Source organism: Erwinia aphidicola, from assembly GCF_014773485.1.
Lineage (GTDB): Bacteria > Pseudomonadota > Gammaproteobacteria > Enterobacterales > Enterobacteriaceae > Erwinia > Erwinia aphidicola.
This window is the reverse complement of record NZ_JACXBP010000001.1, coordinates 567,299-589,030: the sequence shown is the minus strand read 5'-3', so window position 1 is coordinate 589,030 and position 21,732 is coordinate 567,299. Positions and strand designations below refer to the sequence as shown.

The window sequence follows — 21,732 nt, the reverse complement described above, 5'->3', positions numbered from 1 at the left end:
TAGCTAATCGGAGTTTACGTGTCTGAACTTTGTCCGTGCGGTAGCGGATCGCAGTATAGCCTATGTTGCCAGCCGTTTCTAAGCGGTGCGGCGCAACCTTCTCATCCAGAAGCATTAATGCGCTCGCGCTACTGTGCTTATGTCAAACAGGATGTGGATTATCTGGTTGCAACCTGGCACCCGTCATGTCAAGCCTCTGCTTTTGCAGCCAGTATAGAAGAGAGTTTTGCCCACACCGAATGGCTCGGGTTGAAGGTATTAAGCAGCGAAGTTATCGCGGATGGCCAACAGGGTTATGTGACTTTTTTTGCCAGGTTCTCTGAAAATCAGCGCGAACGCTCTATTCATGAACGTTCACGCTTTCTTCGCGAGGAGCAACGCTGGTACTATATCGACGGAACCTTCCCGCCAATCGGGCGCAACGATCGGTGCCCATGTGGCTCCGGCAAGAAATACAAGAAATGCTGCGGTCACTCTTGACCCCTGATTTCCCAATTGTATCGACAGGATTACCATCGCAATGCAAGCGCAAACACTGCAACGAAAAGTTTTACGGACCATCTGCCCGGATGCAAAAGGGCTGATCGCCAAAATCACCAATATTTGCTACAAGCACGAACTGAACATTGTACAGAATAATGAGTTTGTTGATCACCGCACCGGGCGCTTCTTCATGCGCACCGAGCTGGAAGGCATTTTCAACGACACCACGCTGCTGGCCGACCTTGACAGCGCGCTGCCGGCCGGTTCAGTGCGCGAGCTGCAGCCAGCGGGCCGCCGCCGTATTGTTATTCTGGTGACCAAAGAGGCGCACTGCCTTGGCGATCTGCTGATGAAAAGCGCCTACGGTGGTCTGGATGTTGAAATTGCGGCGGTGATCGGTAATCACGAAACGCTGCGTACGCTGGTTGAGCGTTTCGATGTGCCGTTTGTTCTGGTCAGTCACGAAGGCTTAACCCGGGAAGAGCACGACAATAATATGGCGGCGGAAATTGACCGCTATCAGCCAGACTATGTGGTACTGGCAAAATACATGCGCGTGCTGACCCCGGCCTTTGTGCAGCGTTATCCGAACCAGATCATCAATATTCACCACTCCTTCCTGCCTGCCTTTATTGGTGCTCGTCCCTACCACCAGGCGTATGAACGCGGCGTGAAGATCATCGGTGCGACAGCGCACTACGTGAATGACAATCTGGATGAAGGCCCAATCATCATGCAGGATGTTATTCACGTCGATCATACCTATACCGCAGAAGATATGATGCGTGCCGGGCGTGACGTAGAGAAGAATGCGCTGAGCCGCGCACTTTACCAGGTGCTGGCGCAGCGGGTATTTGTTTACGGCAACCGCACCATCATCCTGTAAGCCGGATGCTGCTGTTTTGTATGACAAAACAGCAGCGCGGGCAAAAAAACGGCAATCGCAACGCTTTCTCTTTAACGGGGCTTTACAGCGTCAGTTCATCTGATATGATGCGCCCCGCTTAACAAGCACAGCAGTAAGGCCAGTGGTGGGGTTCCCGAGCGGCCAAAGGGAGCAGACTGTAAATCTGCCGTCATCGACTTCGAAGGTTCGAATCCTTCCCCCACCACCATTTCCTGTTTCACGATATGAAATGCCTGTCACACCGCGTTCATATCACTACGCTGAGTTTGTTAACACGCTTCCCCTGGTGGGGTTCCCGAGCGGCCAAAGGGAGCAGACTGTAAATCTGCCGTCATCGACTTCGAAGGTTCGAATCCTTCCCCCACCACCATCTTCAAGTCCCCGGATATCTCAAACCTGCACGACTCAATCATCTTCCCGATGGGAAGGATGAGAAGCTTCGACCCGAAGGTTTGAGCCGAACGCAGTGAGACCACGCCACCTGTGGCGCCCGCAGGGCAAGGAGCGCAGCGACGCAGTTATCCTTCCCCCACCACCATCTTCAAGTCCCCGGATATTTCAAACTTGCACAACTCATTCATCTTCCCGATGGGAAGGATGAGAAGCTTCGACCCGAAGGTTTGAGCCGAACGCAGTGAGACCACGCCACCTGTGGCGCCCGCAGGGCAAGGAGCGCAGCGACGCAGTTATCCTTCCCCCACCACCCTCTTCAAGTCCCCGGATATTTCAAACCTGCACGACTCAATCATCTTCCCGATGGGAAGGATGAGAAGCTGAATCATCTATCGCAGCAATATTTCTTTCTCGCCCCGACTTCTGCTACCATTCCGCCATCTTTTCCGACGCTAAATGGCCTGCGCTATGAAATTTGTTTCTTTTAATATCAATGGGCTGCGTGCTCGCCCTCATCAACTTGCCGCTATTGTCGAACAGCATCAGCCAGATGTGATTGGCCTGCAGGAAACCAAAGTTCACGATGACATGTTCCCGCTCGAGGACGTGGCGAAACTCGGCTATAACGTGTTTTATCACGGTCAGAAAGGGCATTACGGCGTGGCACTGCTGACGAAAGAGCCGCCGATCGCCGTGCGTCGCGGTTTCGAGGGTGATGACGAAGACGCCCAGCGCCGTATCATTATGGCGGACATTCAAACGCCAGCCGGCCCGCTCACCGTGATTAACGGCTATTTTCCACAAGGGGAAAGCCGCGACCATCCGACCAAATTCCCGGCGAAAGAGAAGTTCTATCGCGACCTGCAAAGCTACCTTGAGCAGCAGCAGAAAGTGGAAAATCAGGTACTGATTATGGGCGACATGAATATCAGCAGCACCGACCTGGATATCGGCATTGGCGAGGATAACCGCAAGCGCTGGCTGCGCACCGGTAAGTGCTCATTCCTGCCGGAAGAGCGCGAATGGATGGACCGCCTGATGAACTGGGGCCTGGTCGATACCTGGCGCGCGCAGAACAGCGAAGTTAACGACCGCTTCTCATGGTTCGACTACCGCTCAAAAGGCTTTGACGATAACCGCGGCCTGCGCATTGACCTGGTGCTGGCCAGCAAGCCACTGGCGGAGCGCTGCATAGCAACCGGGATTGATTACGATATTCGCGCGATGGAAAAGCCCTCCGATCACGCACCGATCTGGGCCCAGTTTAGCTACTGATTGTTCTAATTCCCATTAGATTTCGCGCTGCAGGAAGGCGGCAACTGAATAAATCCCCGGGAGCTTACCTGAGCCAGTGACCGGGGGAATAGAGGCAGCCAACACACCTGCAGCGTGAAAGAGGAAGGGAATTTATTTGACGATGCGCCAGATAAGATTATTAGTGCCCAGCGACTGCGGGTCGCGCGCGCACTGCAACAGTACCCCTTCACTCTTCAGCACCGCCCCTTCCGTGTAGTTGCGGTTTTCATAGATGCAGCAGCGGTTACAGGGCTGGCTGTTGTTTTGCCCCTGCGTCCAGACTTCTGGCGGCATATCGACTACCACGTCCGCATTAGCGCCGCCGTTACCGTTATTGCCGCCGCTGTTGCCATGCCCTTGCCCGCTGCTGATATAGCGCTCGGCCATTGCCGATGAGCTAACGGCCAGCAGCAGTGTCAGTGCCAGATGCATTTTCATTACTCGCTTTCCTTTTCCTTCGCCGCTTTACGTCGCGGTTTTTTCTTGGCGATCGTTGCCGGAGCCGTAACGCCGCGAAACGCATGTGCGGCGGGCTGCTGACGGGCCTGAGAGATCAAACTGTGCAGCGTTTCCACCAGAGGGTGCATAAAGTCCTGGTAGCGACACTGCTTCTCACTGATTTTAGTCAACGTTGACTCCCATTGCGCGGTCATATCTGGCCGCGCGGCCATCTCCGGCAGTGAATGGATCAGCGCGCGTCCGGCCGGGCTGGAGTGAATATAGCGCCCCTTCTTAAACAGGAAGGTGCGTCTGAACAGCAGCTCGATAATCCCGGCGCGCGTTGCCTCCGTACCTAAACCATCGGTCGCACGCAGCACTTTCTTTAAATTTTTATCCTGTACGAAGCGGGCAATACCGGTCATCGCCGATAATAGCGTAGCGTCGGTGAACGGGCGCGGCGGCTGGGTCTGCTTCTCGACCACTTCGCCACGCTCGCACAGCAGCTCATCCCCCCTGGCCACCACCGGCAGCGGCGTACCGTCATTCTCCTCATCCCGCTCCTTGCTGCCGAGTAAGGCACGCCAGCCAGCCTCAGCCAGGAAACGCGCTTTGGCGATAAACTTGCCTCCGGCGATATCCAGCTCGATCACGCATTTGCGGTACACCGCATCCGGGCAGAACTGCATCAGGTATTGGGTGGCAATCAAACGGTAGATTTGCTGCTCATTATCCGACAGGTTGACCTTGCTGCTGCGCGCAGTCGGGATAATCGCATGGTGCGCGTCGACTTTTTTGTCGTCCCAGCAGCGATTTTTTTGATCGCTATTGAAATCAGCGGGAGGCGTCAGGTCCGGCTGATGAACATTGATTGCATTCAAAACCGCATGACGCCCGGCGAAATGCTCGTCAGGGAGATAGCGGCTGTCGGAACGTGGATAGGTAATCAGCTTGTGGGTCTCATACAGGCGCTGGCAGGTATCCAGCACCGCCTGCGCGCTGAGGCCAAAGCGCTTGCCGGCCTCAATCTGCAGCGCCGAAAGCGAGAACGGCAGCGGCGCAGTGTCATTTTCACGCTTGTCGTTATAGCTGGTCACCAGCGCGGGCTGGCCGTCGATACGCGCCACCACATGCTCGGCCAGCGGGCGATGCAGCAGGCGCCCCTCCTCATCCTGATAAGGCTCGCAGGAGTCACTCGGCTGCCACAGCGCCACGAAACGTTCATCCTGCGGGGTGACGATATGCGCTTTGACCTCGAAGAAGTCTTTGGCGACAAAGTTCTCAATCTCTTCATCACGCCGCACCACCAGCCCCAGCACCGGGGTCTGAACGCGCCCAACGGAGAGCACACCGTCATAGCCCGCGTTGCGCCCCAGTAAGGTGTAGGCGCGGGTCATGTTGATACCGTAAAGCCAGTCTGCACGCGAGCGCGCCAGCGCGGAGACGCACAGGGGAATAAACTCGCGGTTTTCACGCAGGCGGCCAATGGCGCGTTCAACCGCCTGCGGGTTGAGATCGTTAATCAGGCAGCGCTGCACTTTCGCCCGCTTTTCTGCCGGCAGGGTCAGGTAGTCGAGCACCTCATCCACCAGCAGCTGCCCTTCACGATCCGGGTCACCGGCATGGACCACTTCACTGGCCTGCTCCAGCAGACCTTTAATCACGTTGAGCTGCTTTGCCACCGACGGACGCGGCTGCAGCTGCCACTTTTCCGGCACAATCGGTAAATCGGCCAGCGACCAGCGGGCAAAGCGGCTGTTGTAGCTGTCAGGCTGCGCCTGTTCCAGCAGGTGGCCTACGCACCAGGTCACCATTTGATCCTGCCCACAGGCGATAAAGCCGTCGCCACGACGGTGCGGCTTAGGCAGAACGTCCGCTATCGCGCGGGCAAGGCTGGGTTTTTCGGCAATAAACAAACGCATGCTGGGGTGAGTTCCTGCTCAGGGTTTGACTTCAATAACGGCCCTTCCGGCCTGAGCCGTCAGGAGTTCACCAATCGGGGTGAGTGTAATTTGCTGCGCGGCGGCAATCGCCTGCATCGCAGCCTCTGCTTCCGGCAGTACTGCCAGCAGCAGCCCGCCCGATGTCTGCGGGTCGCAGAGAAGCTGGCGCTGCGCGGGCGTCATGGCGCCGATAAGCTGCCCGTAGCTGGCGAAATTTCTTTCGGTACCGCCCGGCACGCAGCCTGCGGCGATATATTCATCCACTCCCGGCAAACGCGGGATGGCACTGTACCACAGGTCGGCATGCAGGCCGGCACCCTGGCACATCTCACTGAGGTGGCCGAGCAGCCCAAAGCCGGTGACATCGGTCATCGCGCTGACGCCCGCTTCACCGGCAAACTCGGCCCCAATCTGATTGAGCTGGCACATGGTGGCCGTCGCCAGCCCCTGATGCTCCGACTTGAGCTGAGATCTCTTTTCGGCAGTAGTGAGAACGCCAATGCCCAGTGGCTTGGTGAGGAAAAGGCGGCATCCTGCCCGTGCTTCACTGTTGCGCTTCACCTGATCGGTGGCCACGACGCCGGTGACCGCCAGGCCGAAGATCGGCTCCGGGGCATCGATAGAGTGCCCGCCCGCCAGGGTAATCCCCGCCTGCTCGCAGACGCTACGCCCGCCTTCGATCACCTTACGGGCAACCTCCGGCGGCAGCTGGTTAACCGGCCAGCCGAGGATGGCGATCGCCATAATCGGTCTGCCCCCCATCGCCCAGATATCGCTAATGGCGTTGGTCGCGGCGATGCGCCCAAAGTCAAAAGGGTCATCCACGATCGGCATAAAGAAGTCGGTGGTGCTGACCACCGCGGTGCCATTGCCGAGATCGTATACGGCCGCGTCGTCACGGGTTTCGTTACCCACCAGCAGATGCGGGTCCTTACGTAACGGGTGGTCGCTGTGCAGAATGGTATCCAGCACCGCAGGCGAGATTTTACAACCGCAGCCTGCGCCGTGGCTGTACTGAGTCAGACGGACATTATCTAAGTTCATGAAGATCTGTTCCCTGTTAGCTTCACCGGAAGTCATGGTAGCGTTTTCGCCAGAGAGTGATAAGACTAACCGACGATTATGCCCGTTGTTTGCTCATTATCCCGGCGAATTGCAGGGCCGCTCACAACCCTGCCTGCTAACAGCGAAAATGTCATTCAGAAATAACTGACAAACGGGGCGCTGTCGGGCGCTAACACGGTGGTGGATGATTTCAGCTGCGGGGTTCCCAGGTAGAGGAAGCCGACGATGGCGTCCTGAGGGCGACAGTTAAACGCGCTGCGCACCGCTTCATCTTCGGTCCACGCCCCGCTGCGCCAGATACCGTTAAAGCCCTGTGCGGCAGCGGCCATCTGCATCGCCATCACGGCACACCCTGCCGACACCACCTGCTCCCAGCGCGGCACTTTCGGGTGCTCTTCACAACGCGCGACCACCGTAATAATCATCGGCGCACGGTAGGGTGCATTTTTTGCCTTATCGATAGCTTTCTCTTCCAGCTGCGCATCTCGCGATACCTTCTCCAGCAGCGCGCTCAGGCGATCGCGCCCTTCATTCTCGACAATAGTGAAGTGCCACGGCTGCAAAGTGCCGTGATCCGGCGCGCGCATACCGGCGCGCAGAATGTTCTCCAGCGCTTCACCTGTCGGCGCAGGTTCTGCCAGCCGTGATGCGGAACGACGATTAACCAGTAAATCCAGAGCGTCCATGATGTCCTCCTGTGATAGTGATTCTCATCCCGCAAAAACTAGCACAGGATGATGTTTTGTTACAGCATTGCGCTTTTTCATGCTGACAATTGCCCCCTTGCTAATTAGGATGTGTGCTATTCCTGCCCGGACCTCTGCTTCTGGCATTTCATTGCGACCCTGGAGTATCTATGCGCGTGTTATGGCGAATGATCGCTGGCATTTTTAAGTGGACATGGCGAGTCCTGAATTTTGTTCGCGAATTTATCCTTAATCTCTTCCTTATTCTGCTGATCGTGGTTGGCGTGGGTATCTGGCTGCACGTCAGCAGCGCCAATGCACCGGCTGAAGTGCAGAAAGGCGCACTGATCTTCGATCTCAGCGGCGTGGTGGTAGATAAACCTTCCGTCAGCAACAAGCTGAGTAAGATTGGCCGCCAGCTGTTGGGCGCCAGCAGCGATCGTCTGAAAGAGAACTCACTGTTCGACGTGGTGGATGCCATTCGCCAGGCGAAAGACGACGATAAAATTACCGGCATGGTGCTCGACCTGCACAACTTTGCGGGCGCTGACCAGCCGTCGCTGCAGTATATTGGTAAAGCGCTGCGTGAGTTCCGCGACAGCGGTAAGCCAATCTATGCCCGCGGCGACAGCTACAGCCAGGCACAGTACTACCTCGCCAGCTTCGCCAACAAGATCACCCTCTCGCCGCAGGGCACTGTCGATCTGCACGGTTTTGCCACCAACAGCCTCTATTACAAAACCCTGCTGGACAAGCTGAAAGTCAGCTCGCACGTGTTCCGCGTCGGTACCTACAAATCGGCGGTAGAGCCGTTCCTGCGTGATGACATGTCCCCTGCCGCGCGCGATGCCGACAGCCGCTGGGTTGGCGAGCTGTGGCAGAACTATGTCAATACGCTGGCGGCAAACCGTCAGATCACTGCCAATCAGGTGTTCCCTGGCGCTCAGGGCGTGCTCGATGGTCTGAACAAAGTGGGCGGCGACAGCGCGCAGTACGCCAAAGACAATAAGCTGGTGGATGAGCTGGCCTCACCTTCAGTGGTCGACCAGCAGCTGGTGAAAACCTTTGGCTGGGATAAAGAGGCGAAGGATTACAACGGCACCAGCATCTATGACTATCCGCTGAAAAACACCCCTACTACCGACGGCAATATCGCGGTGATCGTGGCGAACGGTGCGATTATGGACGGCGAAGAGACCCCGGGCAGCGTCGGTGGTGATACCACCGCGCTGGAAATTCGTGAAGCGCGCCTCGATCCGAAGATCAAAGCCATTCTGTTCCGCGTCAACAGCCCTGGCGGCAGCGTGACCGCTTCTGAAACTATCCGTGAAGAGCTGGCGGCGGCAAAAGCCGCAGGTAAACCGGTGGTGGTTTCCATGGGCGGCATGGCGGCATCAGGCGGCTACTGGGTTTCAACTCCGGCTAACTATATTATTGCCAGCCCGAATACGTTGACCGGCTCTATTGGCATCTTCGGCGTGATCAACACCGTGGAGAACTCACTGGATGCTATCGGCGTGCATACCGACGGCGTAGCAACTTCTCCGCTGGCGGATGTCGCCAGTACCAAAGCCCTGCCGCCGGAAGTTCAGCAGCTGATGCAGCTGACCATCGAAAACGGCTATAAAAACTTCCTCGGTCTGGTGGCAAAATCACGCAACAAAACGCCCGAACAGATCGATCAGATCGCACAGGGTCACGTCTGGACCGGCAGCGATGCCAAAGCTAACGGTCTGGTGGATGCGCTGGGCGATTTCGACGATGCAGTGGCGAAAGCTGCCGAGCTGGCGAAGATCAAACAGCCACAGCTGAACTGGTATCAGGATGAACCGAGCATGGTCGACGTGCTGTTTAGCCAGGTAGATGCTTCAGCACAGGCAGCACTGCCTGCGGCGCTGCGTGCTTACCTGCCTGCCCCCATGTTCGACGTCATGGCCGCGATGAAGAAACAGCCAGGCCTGCTGGATAATCTCAACGATCCGCAAAATCGCTATGCATTCTGCCTGACCTGCGGCGATGTAAAATAGTGAACTGACGCACTAAACAGCCCGGCTACCTCTGGTCGGGCTGGTTTTCCTGACAATTCCCCTTATACTGCGCCTTTTCGGCAAGCCCTGAGTTAACCAATGCAAAAGAAATCGATTTATGTCGCCTACACCGGCGGTACCATCGGCATGCAGCGTTCCGAACATGGCTTTATCCCTGTTTCTGGCCACCTGCAAAATCAGCTGGCAAATATGCCAGAATTCCATCGCCCGGAAATGCCGGATTTCACCATCCACGAATACGCCCCGCTGATTGACTCCTCGGACATGACGCCGCAGGACTGGCAATCGATTGCGGATGATATTCGCCAGAACTATGACAAATACGATGGTTTCGTGATCCTGCATGGCACCGACACCATGGCGTTCACCGCCTCTGCGCTCTCCTTTATGCTGGAGAATCTGGCGAAGCCGGTCATTGTCACCGGGTCACAGATCCCGCTGGAGCAGCTGCGCTCTGACGGGCAGCAGAACCTGCTCAACTCGCTGTTTGTGGCGGCAAACTACCCGATCAACGAAGTCACCCTGTTCTTCAACAATACCCTGTTCCGCGGTAATCGCACCACTAAGGCGCACGCCGATGGCTTTAACGCTTTTGCTTCGCCCAACCTTGCCCCGCTGCTGGAAGCCGGTATTCATATTCGCCGCCTCAATACGCCTGCGGCCCCAACCGGCAACGGCGAGCTGATCGTGCATCCAATCACGCCGCAGCCGATCGGCGTGGTAACGATTTACCCGGGGATTTCGTCCGAAGTGGTGAGTAACTTCCTGCAGCAGCCGGTGAAAGCGCTGATCCTGCGCTCCTACGGCGTCGGTAACGCGCCGCAGAATAAAGAGTTCCTGCGCGAACTTCAGGAAGCGTCTGACCGCGGGATCGTGGTGGTTAACCTGACCCAGTGCATGTCAGGCAAGGTGAATATGGGCGGTTACGCCACCGGCAATGCCCTGGCGCACGCCGGAGTGATCAGCGGAGCTGACCTGACCGTGGAAGCAACGCTGACCAAGCTGCACTTCCTGCTGAGCCAGGATCTGAGCAGTGAAGAGATCCGCCAGCTGATGACGCAGAACCTGCGCGGCGAATTAACTCAGGATTAACCTGTGGAGAGTGGTATGAGCGCACGTCAGGCACTGTTACTCATCGACTTACAGAATGATTTCTGTCCGGGCGGCGCGCTGGCGGTGGCCGAAGGTGATCAGACCATCGCGGTGGCTAACCGTCTGGCGGCTGAGTTCTGCGCACGCGGTGAGCCGGTCATCGCCACGCTCGACTGGCACCCTGCCGGACACGGCAGTTTTGCCTCCACGGCGGGTAATATCCCCGGCACCGTGGGTGAACTGCAGGGTTTACCCCAGGTGTGGTGGCCGGATCACGCCATCCAGCACAGCCCAGGCGCCCAGCTGCACCCTGAACTGGACCGCTCGCTGATTAGCACGCAGATCTGTAAAGGCGAAAATCCGCAGATTGACAGCTACAGCGCGTTTTTTGATAACGGGCAGCGTCAGCAGACGCATCTGCACGCGTGGCTGCAGCAGCACGCTGTCACCTCACTGACGGTAATGGGGCTGGCAACGGACTACTGCGTGAAGTACAGCGTGCTGGATGCGCTGGCACTCGGTTATCAGGTCACGCTGGTGTCGGCAGGCTGCCGTGGTGTCAACCTTAGGCCGGATGACAGCCAGAAAGCGCTGCAAGAGATGGCCAACGCCGGAGCGGTGATCCTCTGAATGGATGAAAAACGCCGGGACGTCAACAGAGCGGACCGGCGATTCTTTATACGAATTATTCCTGCAGGAATAATTTACTGCAGCGTAATTTGCGTGACGTCGTCATCGCCAATGCCAAACTCTTCTTTCAGCTGTTTCTTACTCTTGGTCACGATCTCCCCGCCCTTCGCCACGCTCATGTGCTGCGGGTTATCGTTGTGACGCGCCTGCCACAGCAATACCAGCTGCAGGCTGTTCTCTTTCTGCTCTGCGGTTAATGCCACACCGTCAGCCCACTTGCCGGTTTCTACCGCAGTCGCCAGACGCTGATACACTTCCGGCGTCATGCTGGCAATCATTTCATCCAGTTCCATTGCGCCTTACCCCTGAGTACTGTTGCCGTCTTCGTCGGTGAAGCTCAGCGAGGCAGAGTTCACGCAGAATCGCTCACCGGTCGGCTGCGGGCCATCTGGGAACACATGCCCCAGGTGGGCATCACAGCTGCCACAGCGGATTTCAACGCGCTGCATACCGTGGGAATCGTCTTCCAGATAGCGGATAGCCTCATCGCTGTAGGGTTCGTAGAAGCTCGGCCAGCCGCAGCCGGAATCATATTTACTGCCCGACAGGAACAGCGGAGCTTTGCACACCAGGCAGTGGTATATGCCTGCGTCTTTGTTATGCAACAGTTTACCGGAGTACGGAGGTTCGGTGCCGCGCTGCTGAGTAACGTAGCGCTGCATCTCATTCAACTCATTTTCGGGTGAGAAAGGTGTATTTTCATTAGCCATGCTAGACTCTCTGGCAGTGTTGTTCTGAAAAGATCGGTGAGTATTCTAACAAATACTTAACAAGATCAGGTGAATTTTTCGCGTCCGGGCGCTGAGAGAATTCTGTCATATCTCAAACTGTGATGCAGATCACCATTCGGATCGACCATCCCTTTATATTCGGGCACAGTATCCCAATATCACTGTAGTTCGCGGGTCAAGAAATAGGTTTTGTGTCGAATAATTCCTGCTCGACAGTTTGATTTGTCGCAACAATTGACACGATTCCGCTTGACGCCTGGTAAGGTTTTTGTAATTTTACAGCCAACCTTTTATTCACTATCAACAAGCTGGTGGAATATATGACTATCAAAGTAGGTATCAACGGTTTTGGCCGTATCGGTCGCATTGTTTTCCGTGCTGCTCAGGAACGTTCTGATGTAGAAATCGTTGCCATCAACGATCTGCTGGACGCCGAGTACATGGCTTACATGCTGAAATATGACTCAACTCACGGCCGCTTCAACGGCACCGTGGAAGTCAAAGACGGCCACCTGGTTGTTAACGGCAAAACCATCCGTGTTACCGCTGAGCGCGATCCGGCTAACCTGAAGTGGGATGAAGTCGGTGTGGATGTGGTTGCAGAAGCGACCGGTATCTTCCTGACCGACGAAACTGCCCGTAAACACATCGAAGCTGGCGCTAAGAAAGTTGTTCTGACTGGCCCATCTAAAGATGACACCCCAATGTTCGTTATGGGCGTGAACCACAAGTCATACGCTGGCCAGGATATCGTTTCTAACGCATCTTGCACCACCAACTGCCTGGCACCACTGGCTAAAGTGATCAACGACAAGTTCGGTATCGTTGAAGCCCTGATGACCACTGTGCATGCAACCACCGCGACTCAGAAAACTGTTGATGGCCCTTCTCACAAAGACTGGCGCGGCGGCCGCGGCGCATCCCAGAACATCATCCCTTCTTCTACCGGTGCTGCTAAGGCCGTAGGTAAAGTGATCCCTGAGCTGAACGGCAAACTGACTGGTATGGCGTTCCGCGTTCCTACCCCTAACGTTTCCGTTGTTGACCTGACTGCACGTCTGGCTAAGCCTGCATCTTACAAAGAAATTTGTGCTGCAATCAAAGCTGCTGCCGAAGGCGAAATGAAAGGCGTTCTGGGCTACACCGAAGACGAAGTTGTTTCTACCGATTTCAACGGCGAAACGCTGACTTCTATCTTCGATGCGAAAGCCGGTATCGCACTGAGCGACACTTTCGTTAAGCTGGTTTCCTGGTACGATAACGAAACTGGTTACTCCAACAAGGTCCTGGACCTGGTTGCTCACATCGCTAAATAAGCGACGCGAGAGAATCTGAGGGCGACGTGAGTCGCCCTTTTTTTATGGTTAAATTTCAGAAGGCTGACTCATGAACGAGAAACTTTTTTCACTGCCGGTCATTAACCAAATTAGCCCCTACATCACCCAGCGCCAGATAGGTGAACTGCCGACAATCGTCGTCACCCATCCTAAAGTCCGCGCTGCCGTCACCCTGCAGGGCGCCCAGCTGATTGCCTGGCAGCCTTCAGGCGAGAAGCCGGTCATCTGGCTCAGCGACAAAACCGCGTGGAACAGCGGGAAAGCCATTCGCGGCGGCGTCCCGATCTGCTGGCCATGGTTCGGCCCTGCCGGTGAACCTGCGCATGGATTCGCCCGTAACCTGCCATGGAAACTCTCCGCCCACGATGAGAATGCCGACAGCGTGGTGCTGACGCTGGTGCTGGAAAGCAACGATCAGACTAAGAAGCTGTGGCCGCATGATTTCACCCTGTTTGCCCGTTTCCGCTTCAGCGACCGCTGCGAAATTGAGCTGGAAGCCCACGGTGACTTTGAAGCGACTGCGGCCCTGCACAGCTACTTTGCCATCGCGGATATTCAGGGCGTAGAGGTGAGCGGGCTTGGCAATCGCTTTATCGATAAGGTTAATAACGGCGTAGAGGGGCATTCAGACGACGGTAAGCAGAGCTATCCGCAGCGCATTGACCGCATCTATACCGCGCCAGCGGATTGCAGCGTCATTAACGACAAGGCGGGTCAACGCGTTATTGAGGTCTACCACCATCATCATAGTGACGTTGTCACGTGGAACCCGGGGGCTGAACTCTCATGCAGCATGGGGGATATGGCGAATGACGGCTATCAAACCATGGTCTGCGTCGAAACCGCCCACGTCAGTAGCGCGATGAAAAGTGCCGGGGAAAACCCGGCGCGGCTGGCAACCACCTTCCGGGTGCGTAGCAAAGTCTAATCGCTCAGGGGCGGCTAACGCCGCTCCTTACACCACATCCAGCGGCATTTTGCTGCCCGGGGGCGGGTAAGCCTGGTTAATCAGCGCCAGCTCTGCACTGGATAAAGTCACCTCAAGTGCAACCGCATTCTCCTGCACATGGGCAATAGTGCTGGCTTTAGGAATGGCCAGTACCCCTTCCTTGCGGATTGCCCATGCCAGCAGCAGCTGAGCGACGCTGATGCCCTTTTGTTGTGCAATATCGCGTAGCGTCGGGTGTTGCATCAGCTCGCTGCGCAATTTTCCGGCCTGTGCCAGCGGGCAGTAGGCCATCACCGGCATTGCCAGCTGCTGACATTCCGGCAGCAGATCATACTCAATACCGCGTGAGGCCAGGTGGTACAGCACCTGATTGGTCGCGCAATGCTCTCCGCCCTCTTCAGCCAGCAGCTCCTGCATATCCTCGACGTCAAAATTGGATACGCCCCAGCGGCGAATTTTGCCCTGGCTCTGCAGCTGTTCCATTGCCCGTAGCGTCTCCTCCAGCGGGATATTGCCGCGCCAGTGCAGCAAGTAGAGATCGAGATAATCCGTTTGCAGACGTTGCAGGCTGCGCTCGCAGGCTTCAATAGCCTCCAACTCCCCGGCGTGCCAGGGGTAAACTTTTGACACGACGAACGCCTGGTCACGGCGCTGCTTTAGCGCCACGCCGACCACTTCTTCCGCCCTGCCGTCAGCATACATTTCAGCAGTATCAATCAGCGTTAACCCGCAATCCAGTCCAGCCTGTAATGCGCTCACTTCCTGGCGTTGCAAATCCGGGCTCTCCCCCATATACCAGGTCCCCTGTCCAATGGCAGGCAAGGGGGTTCCATCAGCAAAGGTAACAATTCGGCTCATCGCAATCTCCATGCACTTTATTGGTGCGCTACAGATGTGCAAAAGGGCGCAGAGCGCCCTTTATCAGTGCATACCTGCGGCGTCAGAAGGTATAGCTGACCCCGGTCCAGAGCAGAACCTGAGAGTCCTGGTCCACCATCGGGCTATCTTTGATATCACTGCCCAGACGGGTGTAGCGGCCTGAAAGCGTGGCATTCCAGCTGTCGGCAATTTTCCAGCCGGCGGTCACTTCCAGATAGGGGCTCCAGCTGCTGTCAGGATCGTAACTATCCAGCCCGCTGCGGCGAGATTCAGCAGAGGAAATCCCGTAATAGTAGTCGTTCTGATTCGAGCTGTTCCACAGCGCACCGATGCCCGGCGTCAGGCTGAAACGGCCAAATTCGAAGCGGTACAGATAGGTCAGATCCCAGATTATTCCGTTACTGTTATCGAGCATATCGCCAACCAGCGTGGTACGCACGATACCCCAGTCGGCACTATGACGATAAGCCACACCGCCCATCAGAGTCATATGACGCTTATTCAGCGACTTCATATCACCATCATCCACATCATCCGGGTCGAAGTTCTGCGGGGAACCCAGCACGGTTAATGACAGCTGATCCTGGCTGTCTTTCCACAGGTAATAACCCGCCTGCAGGCTGCGAATGTAGAAACTGTCGCCCTCATAATTGACGATGGGAACAGGGTAATAACGGTCCTGGCCGCTCTTATATGGGCTCTGGCTATAAAGCAGTGAAGCACCCAGCGTCAGTGGGTTCGCCTGTGCGAAGGGTGCCGCAAAACAGAGAGGTAAAAAGGCAGCAAGCGCGGTAACTTTGAAATGGTTCACAATTTATCCGTTCCATAAATATAACAATCAGCGTAATAGTTTAAACAGTAAGTGGATTGTTAGTCAGATATTTACACAACTGGTAGCACTTAGAATCAATTGAACTGTTAAAAATTGACCATTGTTCTGACAAAAACCGCCTCAGCCCGCATCAGTTAAGGCCAGCGCTTAGTGACAAAATGACTTTGTTATTGAAATTTCATTGAAAATGTCGAGCGGTTCAGGAAATTTCCTAAATGCGATCTACGCTTAATTGTAAGACGCTAAATTTTGACGAGCAGAGTAACCAAAAAAAATTGTGTTTTCCGCTAAAACAGTCAGGTTGGCATAAGGGTTGCTGTACTCATTAACAAGTTCCTTCAGGGGCTGCCCCAATTAGGCTCCTGGTACCTGTGCTAAAAACGAAAGGACGGGCATCGCCATGAATATATTCGATCACTATCGTCAGCGTTATGAAGCTGCCAAGGACGAAGAGTTCACACTGCAGGAGTTCCTTGCGGTTTGCCGGCAGGATCGCAGTGCATACGCCAACGCGGCGGAACGACTGTTAATGGCTATCGGTGAGCCAGTAATGGTGGACACCGCCCTGGAGCCACGCCTTTCCCGACTGTTCTCTAACCGTGTGGTCGCACGCTACCCGGCGTTCGAAGAGTTTTATGGTATGGAGGATGCGATTGAACAGATCGTCTCCTACCTGAAGCACGCGGCGCAGGGGCTGGAAGAGAAGAAACAAATTCTCTATCTGCTCGGCCCGGTCGGTGGCGGTAAATCCTCACTGGCTGAACGGCTGAAATCTTTAATGCAGCGCGTACCCATTTACGTGCTGACCGCCGACGGTGAGCGCAGCCCGGTTAATGACCATCCGCTGTGCCTGTTTAACCCGCAGGAAGATGCCAATATTCTTGATAAAGAGTATGGCGTCCCGCGCCGTTATCTTGGCACCATCATGTCGCCGTGGGCGGCTAAACGCCTGCATGAATTTGGCGGTGACATCACCCGCTTCAAAGTGGTGAAAGTCTGGCCGTCAATTCTGGAACAGGTGGCGATTGCCAAAACTGAACCGGGCGATGAAAACAACCAGGATATCTCCGCACTGGTGGGTAAAGTCGACATCCGTAAACTGGAGAACCACGCCCAGAACGATCCGGATGCTTACGGTTATTCTGGCGCGTTATGCCGTGCTAACCAGGGGATTATGGAATTCGTCGAGATGTTTAAAGCACCGATTAAAGTGCTGCATCCGCTGCTGACCGCCACCCAGGAAGGTAACTATAACGGGACGGAAGGTATCTCCGCCCTGCCGTTTAACGGGATTATCCTTGCGCACTCGAACGAATCTGAGTGGGTAACGTTCCGTAATAACAAGAACAACGAAGCGTTCTTAGACCGTGTCTACATCGTCAAAGTGCCTTACTGCCTGCGCGTTTCTGAAGAGATAAAAATCTACGAGAAACTGCTGGTCAACAGTGAGCTGACCCATGCACCTTGCGCGCCCGGCACGCTGGAAACCCTGGCACGCTTCTCTATCCTGTCGCGCCTGAAAGAGCCGGAAAACTCCAGCACTTACTCTAAAATGCGCGTGTACGACGGTGAAAGCCTGAAAGACACCGACCCTAAGTCGAAGTCTTACCAGGAGTATCGTGATTACGCTGGCGTCGATGAGGGAATGAACGGGTTATCTACCCGCTTTGCCTTCAAAATTTTGTCGCGCGTGTTTAACTTTGACCATGTCGAAGTGGCAGCTAACCCGGTGCATCTGTTTTACGTGCTGGAACAGCAGATTGACCGTGAGCAGTTCCCACAGGAGCAGGCAGAGAAATATCTCGAGCACCTGAAAGGCTATCTGATCCCGAAATACGCCGAGTTTATTGGCAAAGAGATCCAGACTGCGTATCTGGAGTCCTACTCCGAATATGGCCAGAACATTTTTGACCGCTATGTCACCTACGCTGACTTCTGGATTCAGGATCAGGAGTACCGCGATCCGGACACCGGCCAGCTGTTTGACCGTGAATCCCTGAATGCCGAACTGGAGAAAATTGAGAAGCCGGCCGGGATCAGTAACCCGAAAGACTTCCGTAATGAGATCGTCAACTTCGTGCTGCGCGCCCGGGCGCATAACAATGGTCGTAATCCGAACTGGACCAGCTACGAGAAGCTGCGCACCGTAATCGAGAAGAAAATGTTCTCGAATACTGAGGAGCTGCTGCCGGTCATTTCATTTAACGCCAAAACGTCGACCGACGAACAGAAGAAACACGACGATTTCGTCGACCGTATGATGGAAAAAGGGTACACCCGCAAACAGGTACGTCTGCTGTGCGAATGGTATCTGCGCGTGAGAAAATCGTCGTAACCAGAAAGTCGCATCCAATCGGGTCAGGGCCGGTCCCTGTCCCGGATTGCAACGTTGTTTGGGGGAGCTATGGCCTATTTTATCGATCGGCGTCTTAACGGCAAAAACAAGAGCGCGGTGAACCGCCAGCGCTTCTTGCGCCGCTATAAGTCGCAAATCAAACAGTCGATCTCCGAGGCCATTAATAAGCGTTCGGTTACCGACGTTGAAAGCGGCGAATCCGTCTCTATTCCTGTTGAAGATATCAATGAACCGAGTTTCCACCAGGGACGCGGCGGCCAGCGTCATCGCGTTCATCCAGGTAATGACCACTTTGTACAAAACGACCGCGTTGAGCGCCCGCAGGGCGGCGGCGGTGGCAGCGGTAGCGGTCAGGGAAATGCTGGACAGGATGGTGAGGGACAGGATGAATTTGTCTTCAACATCTCGAAAGATGAGTATCTCGACCTGCTGTTTGAAGATCTGGCACTGCCTAACCTGAAGAAAAATCAGCACCGGCAGTTGAATGAATATAAAACCCACCGCGCCGGCTACACCGCTAACGGCGTTCCAGCCAACATCAGCGTGGTGCGGTCACTGCAAAACTCTCTGGCGCGGCGCACCGCCATGACCGCCGGCAAGCGGCGCGAGCTGGGCGAACTGGAAGCCACCCTGCTGAAAGTGGAGAACAGCGAACCGGCTCAGCTGCTCGAAGAAGAGCGGCTGCGTAAAGAGATTGCCGAACTGCGCGCGCGCATTAAACGCGTGCCGTTTATTGACACCTTTGACTTACGTTATAAGAACTTCGAGAAGCGTCCGGAGCCCTCCAGCCAGGCGGTGATGTTCTGCCTGATGGACGTTTCGGGTTCCATGGATCAGGCTACCAAGGATATGGCGAAGCGCTTTTATATCCTGCTGTATCTGTTCCTCAGCCGCACTTACAAGAACGTGGATGTGGTGTATATCCGTCATCACACTCAGGCGAAAGAAGTGGATGAACAGGAGTTCTTCTACTCGCAGGAGACCGGCGGCACTATCGTCTCCAGCGCGTTAAAACTGATGGATGAAGTGGTTAAAGAGCGCTATGACCCGGCACAGTGGAATATCTATGCCGCACAGGCCTCCGATGGCGATAACTGGGCCGATGACTCGCCGCTGTGTCATGAGATCCTGGCAAAAAACATCCTGCCGGTGGTGCGTTACTACAGCTATATCGAAATCACCCGGCGTGCTCATCAAACCCTGTGGCGTGAGTATGAACATCTGCAGTCGACGTTTGATAACTTCGCCATTCAGCACATTCGCGAACCGGAAGATATCTACCCGGTATTCCGCGAGCTGTTTCACAAGCAGGCCGAAGAGAATTATTAAAACCAGCGGGTTGACCGGTCGCCTGGTCAACCCTTTTCCCGTAGAATCACCTGGTGCCAGGGTGACGATGCCGCTTTAAACGGCAGATTTCCCCTCACTACCCGCCTTTCGCTTCAATCCACGAAATAAAGCGTACTTTTATCGCACTCATCAGCATTTGTTTCATGACTTTATGCGATATTTTATTCTGGCTAAAATAGTACCCTCAGAATGCCAATCAGTGACCTTCGGGTTTTGACTTTATACCGGCTGTTACAACACACTGTAAAAACAGGTTTTTAATCTTCACAGGAGAAATGCCCATTGGAAGCCAGCGCGATCTACAGTCTTTTCATCATTGGTTCAGTGCTGGTAGCTTCGAGCATTCTGCTCAGCTCTTTCTCATCTAAGCTGGGCATCCCGATATTAGTTATCTTTCTCGCCCTCGGTATGCTTGCCGGGATTGACGGCATCGGCGGCATTGCCTTTGACAACTATCCGGCAGCCTATCTGATTAGTAACCTTGCGCTGGCCATCATCCTGCTGGACGGCGGCATGCGTACTCAGGCCAGCTCCTTTAAGGTGGCACTCGGACCGGCGCTGTCGCTGGCAACGGTGGGGGTACTGATCACCGCCGGGCTGACCGGTCTGGCTGCCGCCTGGCTGTTCGACCTTAATCTGATGAACGGTTTTCTCGTCGGGGCAATTATCGGCTCTACCGATGCTGCAGCCGTGTTCTCCCTGCTGGGCGGCAAAGGTCTCAACGAGCGCGTCAGCGCCACGCTGGAGATTGAGTCCGGCAGCAACGACCCGATGGCGGTGTTCCTGACCATCACCCTGATTGAGATGATCCAGCAGGGGCAAAGCGGGCTGAGCTGGATGTTTGTGGTGCATCTGGTGCAGCAGTTTGGCCTCGGGATCGTGCTTGGGCTGGGCGGCGGCTGGGCGCTGCTGCAAATGATTAACCGCGTCTCTCTCGCGGGCGGCCTCTACCCTCTGCTGGCGGTCAGCGGTGGGATTCTGGTCTTTGCGCTGACGACAGTGCTGGAAGGCAGCGGTATCCTCGCCGTCTACCTGTGCGGCTTTGTGCTGGGTAACCGCCCAATTCGCAATCGCCACGGCATCCTGCAGACCTTTGACGGTATGGCCTGGCTTAGCCAGATTGGCATGTTCCTGGTGCTGGGACTGCTGGTTAACCCGACTGACCTGTGGCACATCGCGCTGCCTGCCACTTTGCTGTCGCTGTGCCTGATCCTGGTAGCTCGCCCGCTGTCAATTATCATCGGGCTGCTGCCGTTTCGCGGCTTTAATATTCGCGAGCGCATATTTATCAGCTGGGTGGGGCTGCGCGGCGCAGTACCGATTATCCTGGCGGTATTTCCGATGATGGCCGGATTGCCTCACGCCCCGCTGTTCTTCAATATCGCCTTCTTCGTGGTGCTGGTGTCGCTGATGGTTCAGGGCACCTCGCTGGGCTGGGCGGCGCGCAAAGCCAGGGTGATTGTGCCCCCCATGGCTTCGCCAATCTCCCGCGTCGGCCTCGACATCCATCCGGAGAATCCGTGGGAGCAGTTCGTCTATCAGCTAAGCGCCGACAAGTGGTGCGTAGGTGCGGCGCTGCGCGATCTGAAGATGCCGCGTGAAACGCGCATCGCCGCGCTGTTTCGCGATAACCTGCTGCTGCACCCCACCGGCAGCACGCGACTGCGTGAGAACGATGTACTGTGCGTGATTGGCCGCGAGCGCGACCTGCCTGCGCTCGGTAAGCTGTTCAGCCAGTCGCCGCCTGTCGCCCTCGACCAGCGCTTCTTTGGTGATTTTATTCTGCAGGCTGATGCACGTTTGCACGACGTGTCAGAGATCTATGGCATCGACCTGGATGAAGAGGCCAACAGCCAGCAGACGCTGGGCCAGCTGGTATCCGGCATTATCGGCGGCGCGCCGGTGGTCGGGGATCAGGTTGAATGGAAAAATATGATCTGGACCGTGGCAGAAAAAGAAGCCAATGAGATCGTCAAGATTGGCGTAAGGGTTCAGGAAGAGAAGGAGTAGCGTCATTTCGCGCTTGCCGCTGAGATAGGGATAATCCGAAAACCGCCATAATTGCCGCTGGCGGTTTTCATTTTCATCAAACGGGGGCTTTATTGTTATCTTATTGTCATAACCACATTTTTTAATTTTCAAATTACCGCTGCGCTTATTTTCCCTTTCAGAATTATCCTGTTCGATTTTTCATCGTCTTTTAGGATTTTCCCGTATTAACTAAGCCAAATAACTCCTGCATACTCATCTCTTCAAT

General features: G+C 55.4%; 18 protein-coding genes, 2 tRNA genes, 2 other RNA genes and 2 pseudogenes. 15 read left to right on the top strand and 9 right to left on the bottom strand.

Going from position 1 to position 21,732, the window contains the following annotated elements; translation table 11 throughout:
* Positions 1-18 precede the first annotated feature (18 nt).
* From ID864_RS02805 to xthA, 7 genes and pseudogenes are all read left to right on the top strand, one after another.
* A complete protein-coding gene (locus ID864_RS02805) occupies positions 19-480 on the top strand; it encodes a YchJ family protein (protein ID WP_191149366.1) in 462 nt (153 codons plus the stop codon).
* Between the two features lie 40 nt (positions 481-520).
* On the top strand, positions 521-1,369 hold the full coding sequence (purU, locus tag ID864_RS02800) for a formyltetrahydrofolate deformylase (protein ID WP_048915918.1): 849 nt from the start codon (positions 521-523) through the stop codon (positions 1,367-1,369).
* A 144-nt stretch (positions 1,370-1,513) separates the two neighbouring features.
* Positions 1,514-1,598 (top strand) — tRNA-Tyr (locus tag ID864_RS02795).
* Between the two features lie 77 nt (positions 1,599-1,675).
* Positions 1,676-1,760: transfer RNA gene (locus ID864_RS02790), tRNA-Tyr, on the top strand.
* 38 nt (positions 1,761-1,798) lie between these two features.
* Positions 1,799-1,928, top strand: a non-coding RNA gene (locus tag ID864_RS02785) — RtT sRNA.
* Between the two features lie 38 nt (positions 1,929-1,966).
* A non-coding RNA gene (locus tag ID864_RS02780) (RtT sRNA) lies at positions 1,967-2,096 on the top strand.
* 143 nt (positions 2,097-2,239) lie between these two features.
* Positions 2,240-2,992: pseudogene (gene xthA, locus ID864_RS02775) on the top strand (exodeoxyribonuclease III); the annotation flags it as partial.
* Here xthA and ID864_RS23985 read toward each other — a convergent pair.
* The 5 genes and pseudogenes from ID864_RS23985 to ID864_RS02755 form a co-directional block, all read right to left on the bottom strand.
* Positions 2,960-3,028 (bottom strand): annotated as a pseudogene (locus ID864_RS23985) (hypothetical protein); the annotation flags it as partial. The pseudogenes xthA and ID864_RS23985 overlap by 33 nt on opposite strands.
* A gap of 162 nt (positions 3,029-3,190) precedes the next feature.
* Positions 3,191-3,517 (bottom strand): YnjH family protein, encoded by a 327-nt coding sequence (locus ID864_RS02770; protein WP_099753646.1) that lies wholly within the window; start codon positions 3,515-3,517, stop codon positions 3,191-3,193.
* On the bottom strand, positions 3,517-5,439 hold the full coding sequence (locus tag ID864_RS02765) for a DNA topoisomerase III (RefSeq protein ID WP_048915914.1): 1,923 nt from the start codon (positions 5,437-5,439) through the stop codon (positions 3,517-3,519). The genes ID864_RS02770 and ID864_RS02765 overlap by 1 nt, the downstream gene beginning before the upstream one ends.
* Before the next feature lie 18 nt (positions 5,440-5,457).
* Positions 5,458-6,504 carry a selenide, water dikinase SelD gene (gene selD, locus ID864_RS02760; protein ID WP_048915917.1) on the bottom strand — a complete coding sequence of 349 codons (1,047 nt, stop codon included), beginning with the start codon at positions 6,502-6,504 and terminating at the stop codon, positions 5,458-5,460.
* Between the two features lie 155 nt (positions 6,505-6,659).
* Positions 6,660-7,211 (bottom strand): NAD(P)H nitroreductase, encoded by a 552-nt coding sequence (locus ID864_RS02755; RefSeq protein ID WP_048915913.1) that lies wholly within the window; start codon positions 7,209-7,211, stop codon positions 6,660-6,662.
* A 170-nt stretch (positions 7,212-7,381) separates the two neighbouring features.
* On the opposite strand from ID864_RS02755, the gene sppA reads away from it, so the two are divergent.
* The 3 genes from sppA to pncA all read left to right on the top strand — a co-directional run bounded on the left by sppA (position 7,382) and on the right by pncA (position 10,981).
* The gene (gene sppA, locus ID864_RS02750) at positions 7,382-9,238 is read left to right on the top strand and encodes a signal peptide peptidase SppA (protein ID WP_099753645.1); all 1,857 of its coding nucleotides are present in this window, start codon (positions 7,382-7,384) and stop codon (positions 9,236-9,238) included.
* 99 nt (positions 9,239-9,337) lie between these two features.
* Positions 9,338-10,351 carry an asparaginase gene (gene ansA, locus ID864_RS02745; RefSeq protein ID WP_048915911.1) on the top strand — a complete coding sequence of 338 codons (1,014 nt, stop codon included), beginning with the start codon at positions 9,338-9,340 and terminating at the stop codon, positions 10,349-10,351.
* Positions 10,352-10,366: 15 nt separating this feature from the next.
* On the top strand, positions 10,367-10,981 hold the full coding sequence (gene pncA, locus ID864_RS02740; RefSeq protein WP_048915910.1) for a bifunctional nicotinamidase/pyrazinamidase: 615 nt from the start codon (positions 10,367-10,369) through the stop codon (positions 10,979-10,981).
* 74 nt (positions 10,982-11,055) lie between these two features.
* Here the strand turns inward: pncA and ID864_RS02735 are convergent, their stop codons facing one another.
* Together ID864_RS02735 and msrB are read right to left on the bottom strand one after the other, a co-directional pair.
* Entirely contained in the window at positions 11,056-11,334 is a 279-nt protein-coding gene (locus ID864_RS02735; RefSeq protein WP_048915909.1) for a YeaC family protein, read from the bottom strand.
* 6 nt (positions 11,335-11,340) lie between these two features.
* Positions 11,341-11,751, bottom strand: coding sequence for a peptide-methionine (R)-S-oxide reductase MsrB (gene msrB / locus ID864_RS02730; RefSeq protein WP_048915908.1), 411 nt, complete (start codon positions 11,749-11,751; stop codon positions 11,341-11,343).
* 341 nt (positions 11,752-12,092) lie between these two features.
* On the opposite strand from msrB, the gene gapA reads away from it, so the two are divergent.
* Both gapA and ID864_RS02720 read left to right on the top strand, forming a co-directional pair.
* Positions 12,093-13,088: a glyceraldehyde-3-phosphate dehydrogenase gene (gapA, locus tag ID864_RS02725; RefSeq protein WP_048915907.1), complete on the top strand. Its 996-nt coding sequence runs from the start codon at positions 12,093-12,095 to the stop codon at positions 13,086-13,088.
* A 70-nt stretch (positions 13,089-13,158) separates the two neighbouring features.
* The gene (locus ID864_RS02720; protein WP_048915906.1) at positions 13,159-14,037 is read left to right on the top strand and encodes a D-hexose-6-phosphate mutarotase; all 879 of its coding nucleotides are present in this window, start codon (positions 13,159-13,161) and stop codon (positions 14,035-14,037) included.
* Between the two features lie 27 nt (positions 14,038-14,064).
* Here ID864_RS02720 and ID864_RS02715 read toward each other — a convergent pair whose 3' ends face one another.
* Complete coding sequence (locus ID864_RS02715) at positions 14,065-14,916, bottom strand: aldo/keto reductase (protein WP_191149365.1); 852 nt, start codon at positions 14,914-14,916, stop codon at positions 14,065-14,067.
* An 82-nt stretch (positions 14,917-14,998) separates the two neighbouring features.
* Positions 14,999-15,748 (bottom strand): MipA/OmpV family protein, encoded by a 750-nt coding sequence (locus ID864_RS02710; protein ID WP_048915904.1) that lies wholly within the window; start codon positions 15,746-15,748, stop codon positions 14,999-15,001.
* Between the two features lie 421 nt (positions 15,749-16,169).
* Here ID864_RS02710 and yeaG point away from each other — a divergent pair, with 421 nt between their 5' ends.
* From yeaG to ID864_RS02695, 3 genes are all read left to right on the top strand, one after another.
* Entirely contained in the window at positions 16,170-18,104 is a 1,935-nt protein-coding gene (gene yeaG / locus ID864_RS02705) for a protein kinase YeaG (protein WP_048915903.1), read from the top strand.
* Between the two features lie 69 nt (positions 18,105-18,173).
* On the top strand, positions 18,174-19,454 hold the full coding sequence (locus ID864_RS02700; RefSeq protein ID WP_048915902.1) for a YeaH/YhbH family protein: 1,281 nt from the start codon (positions 18,174-18,176) through the stop codon (positions 19,452-19,454).
* Between the two features lie 303 nt (positions 19,455-19,757).
* On the top strand, positions 19,758-21,485 hold the full coding sequence (locus ID864_RS02695) for a potassium/proton antiporter (RefSeq protein ID WP_048915901.1): 1,728 nt from the start codon (positions 19,758-19,760) through the stop codon (positions 21,483-21,485).
* The last annotated feature ends 247 nt before the right edge of the window (positions 21,486-21,732 follow it).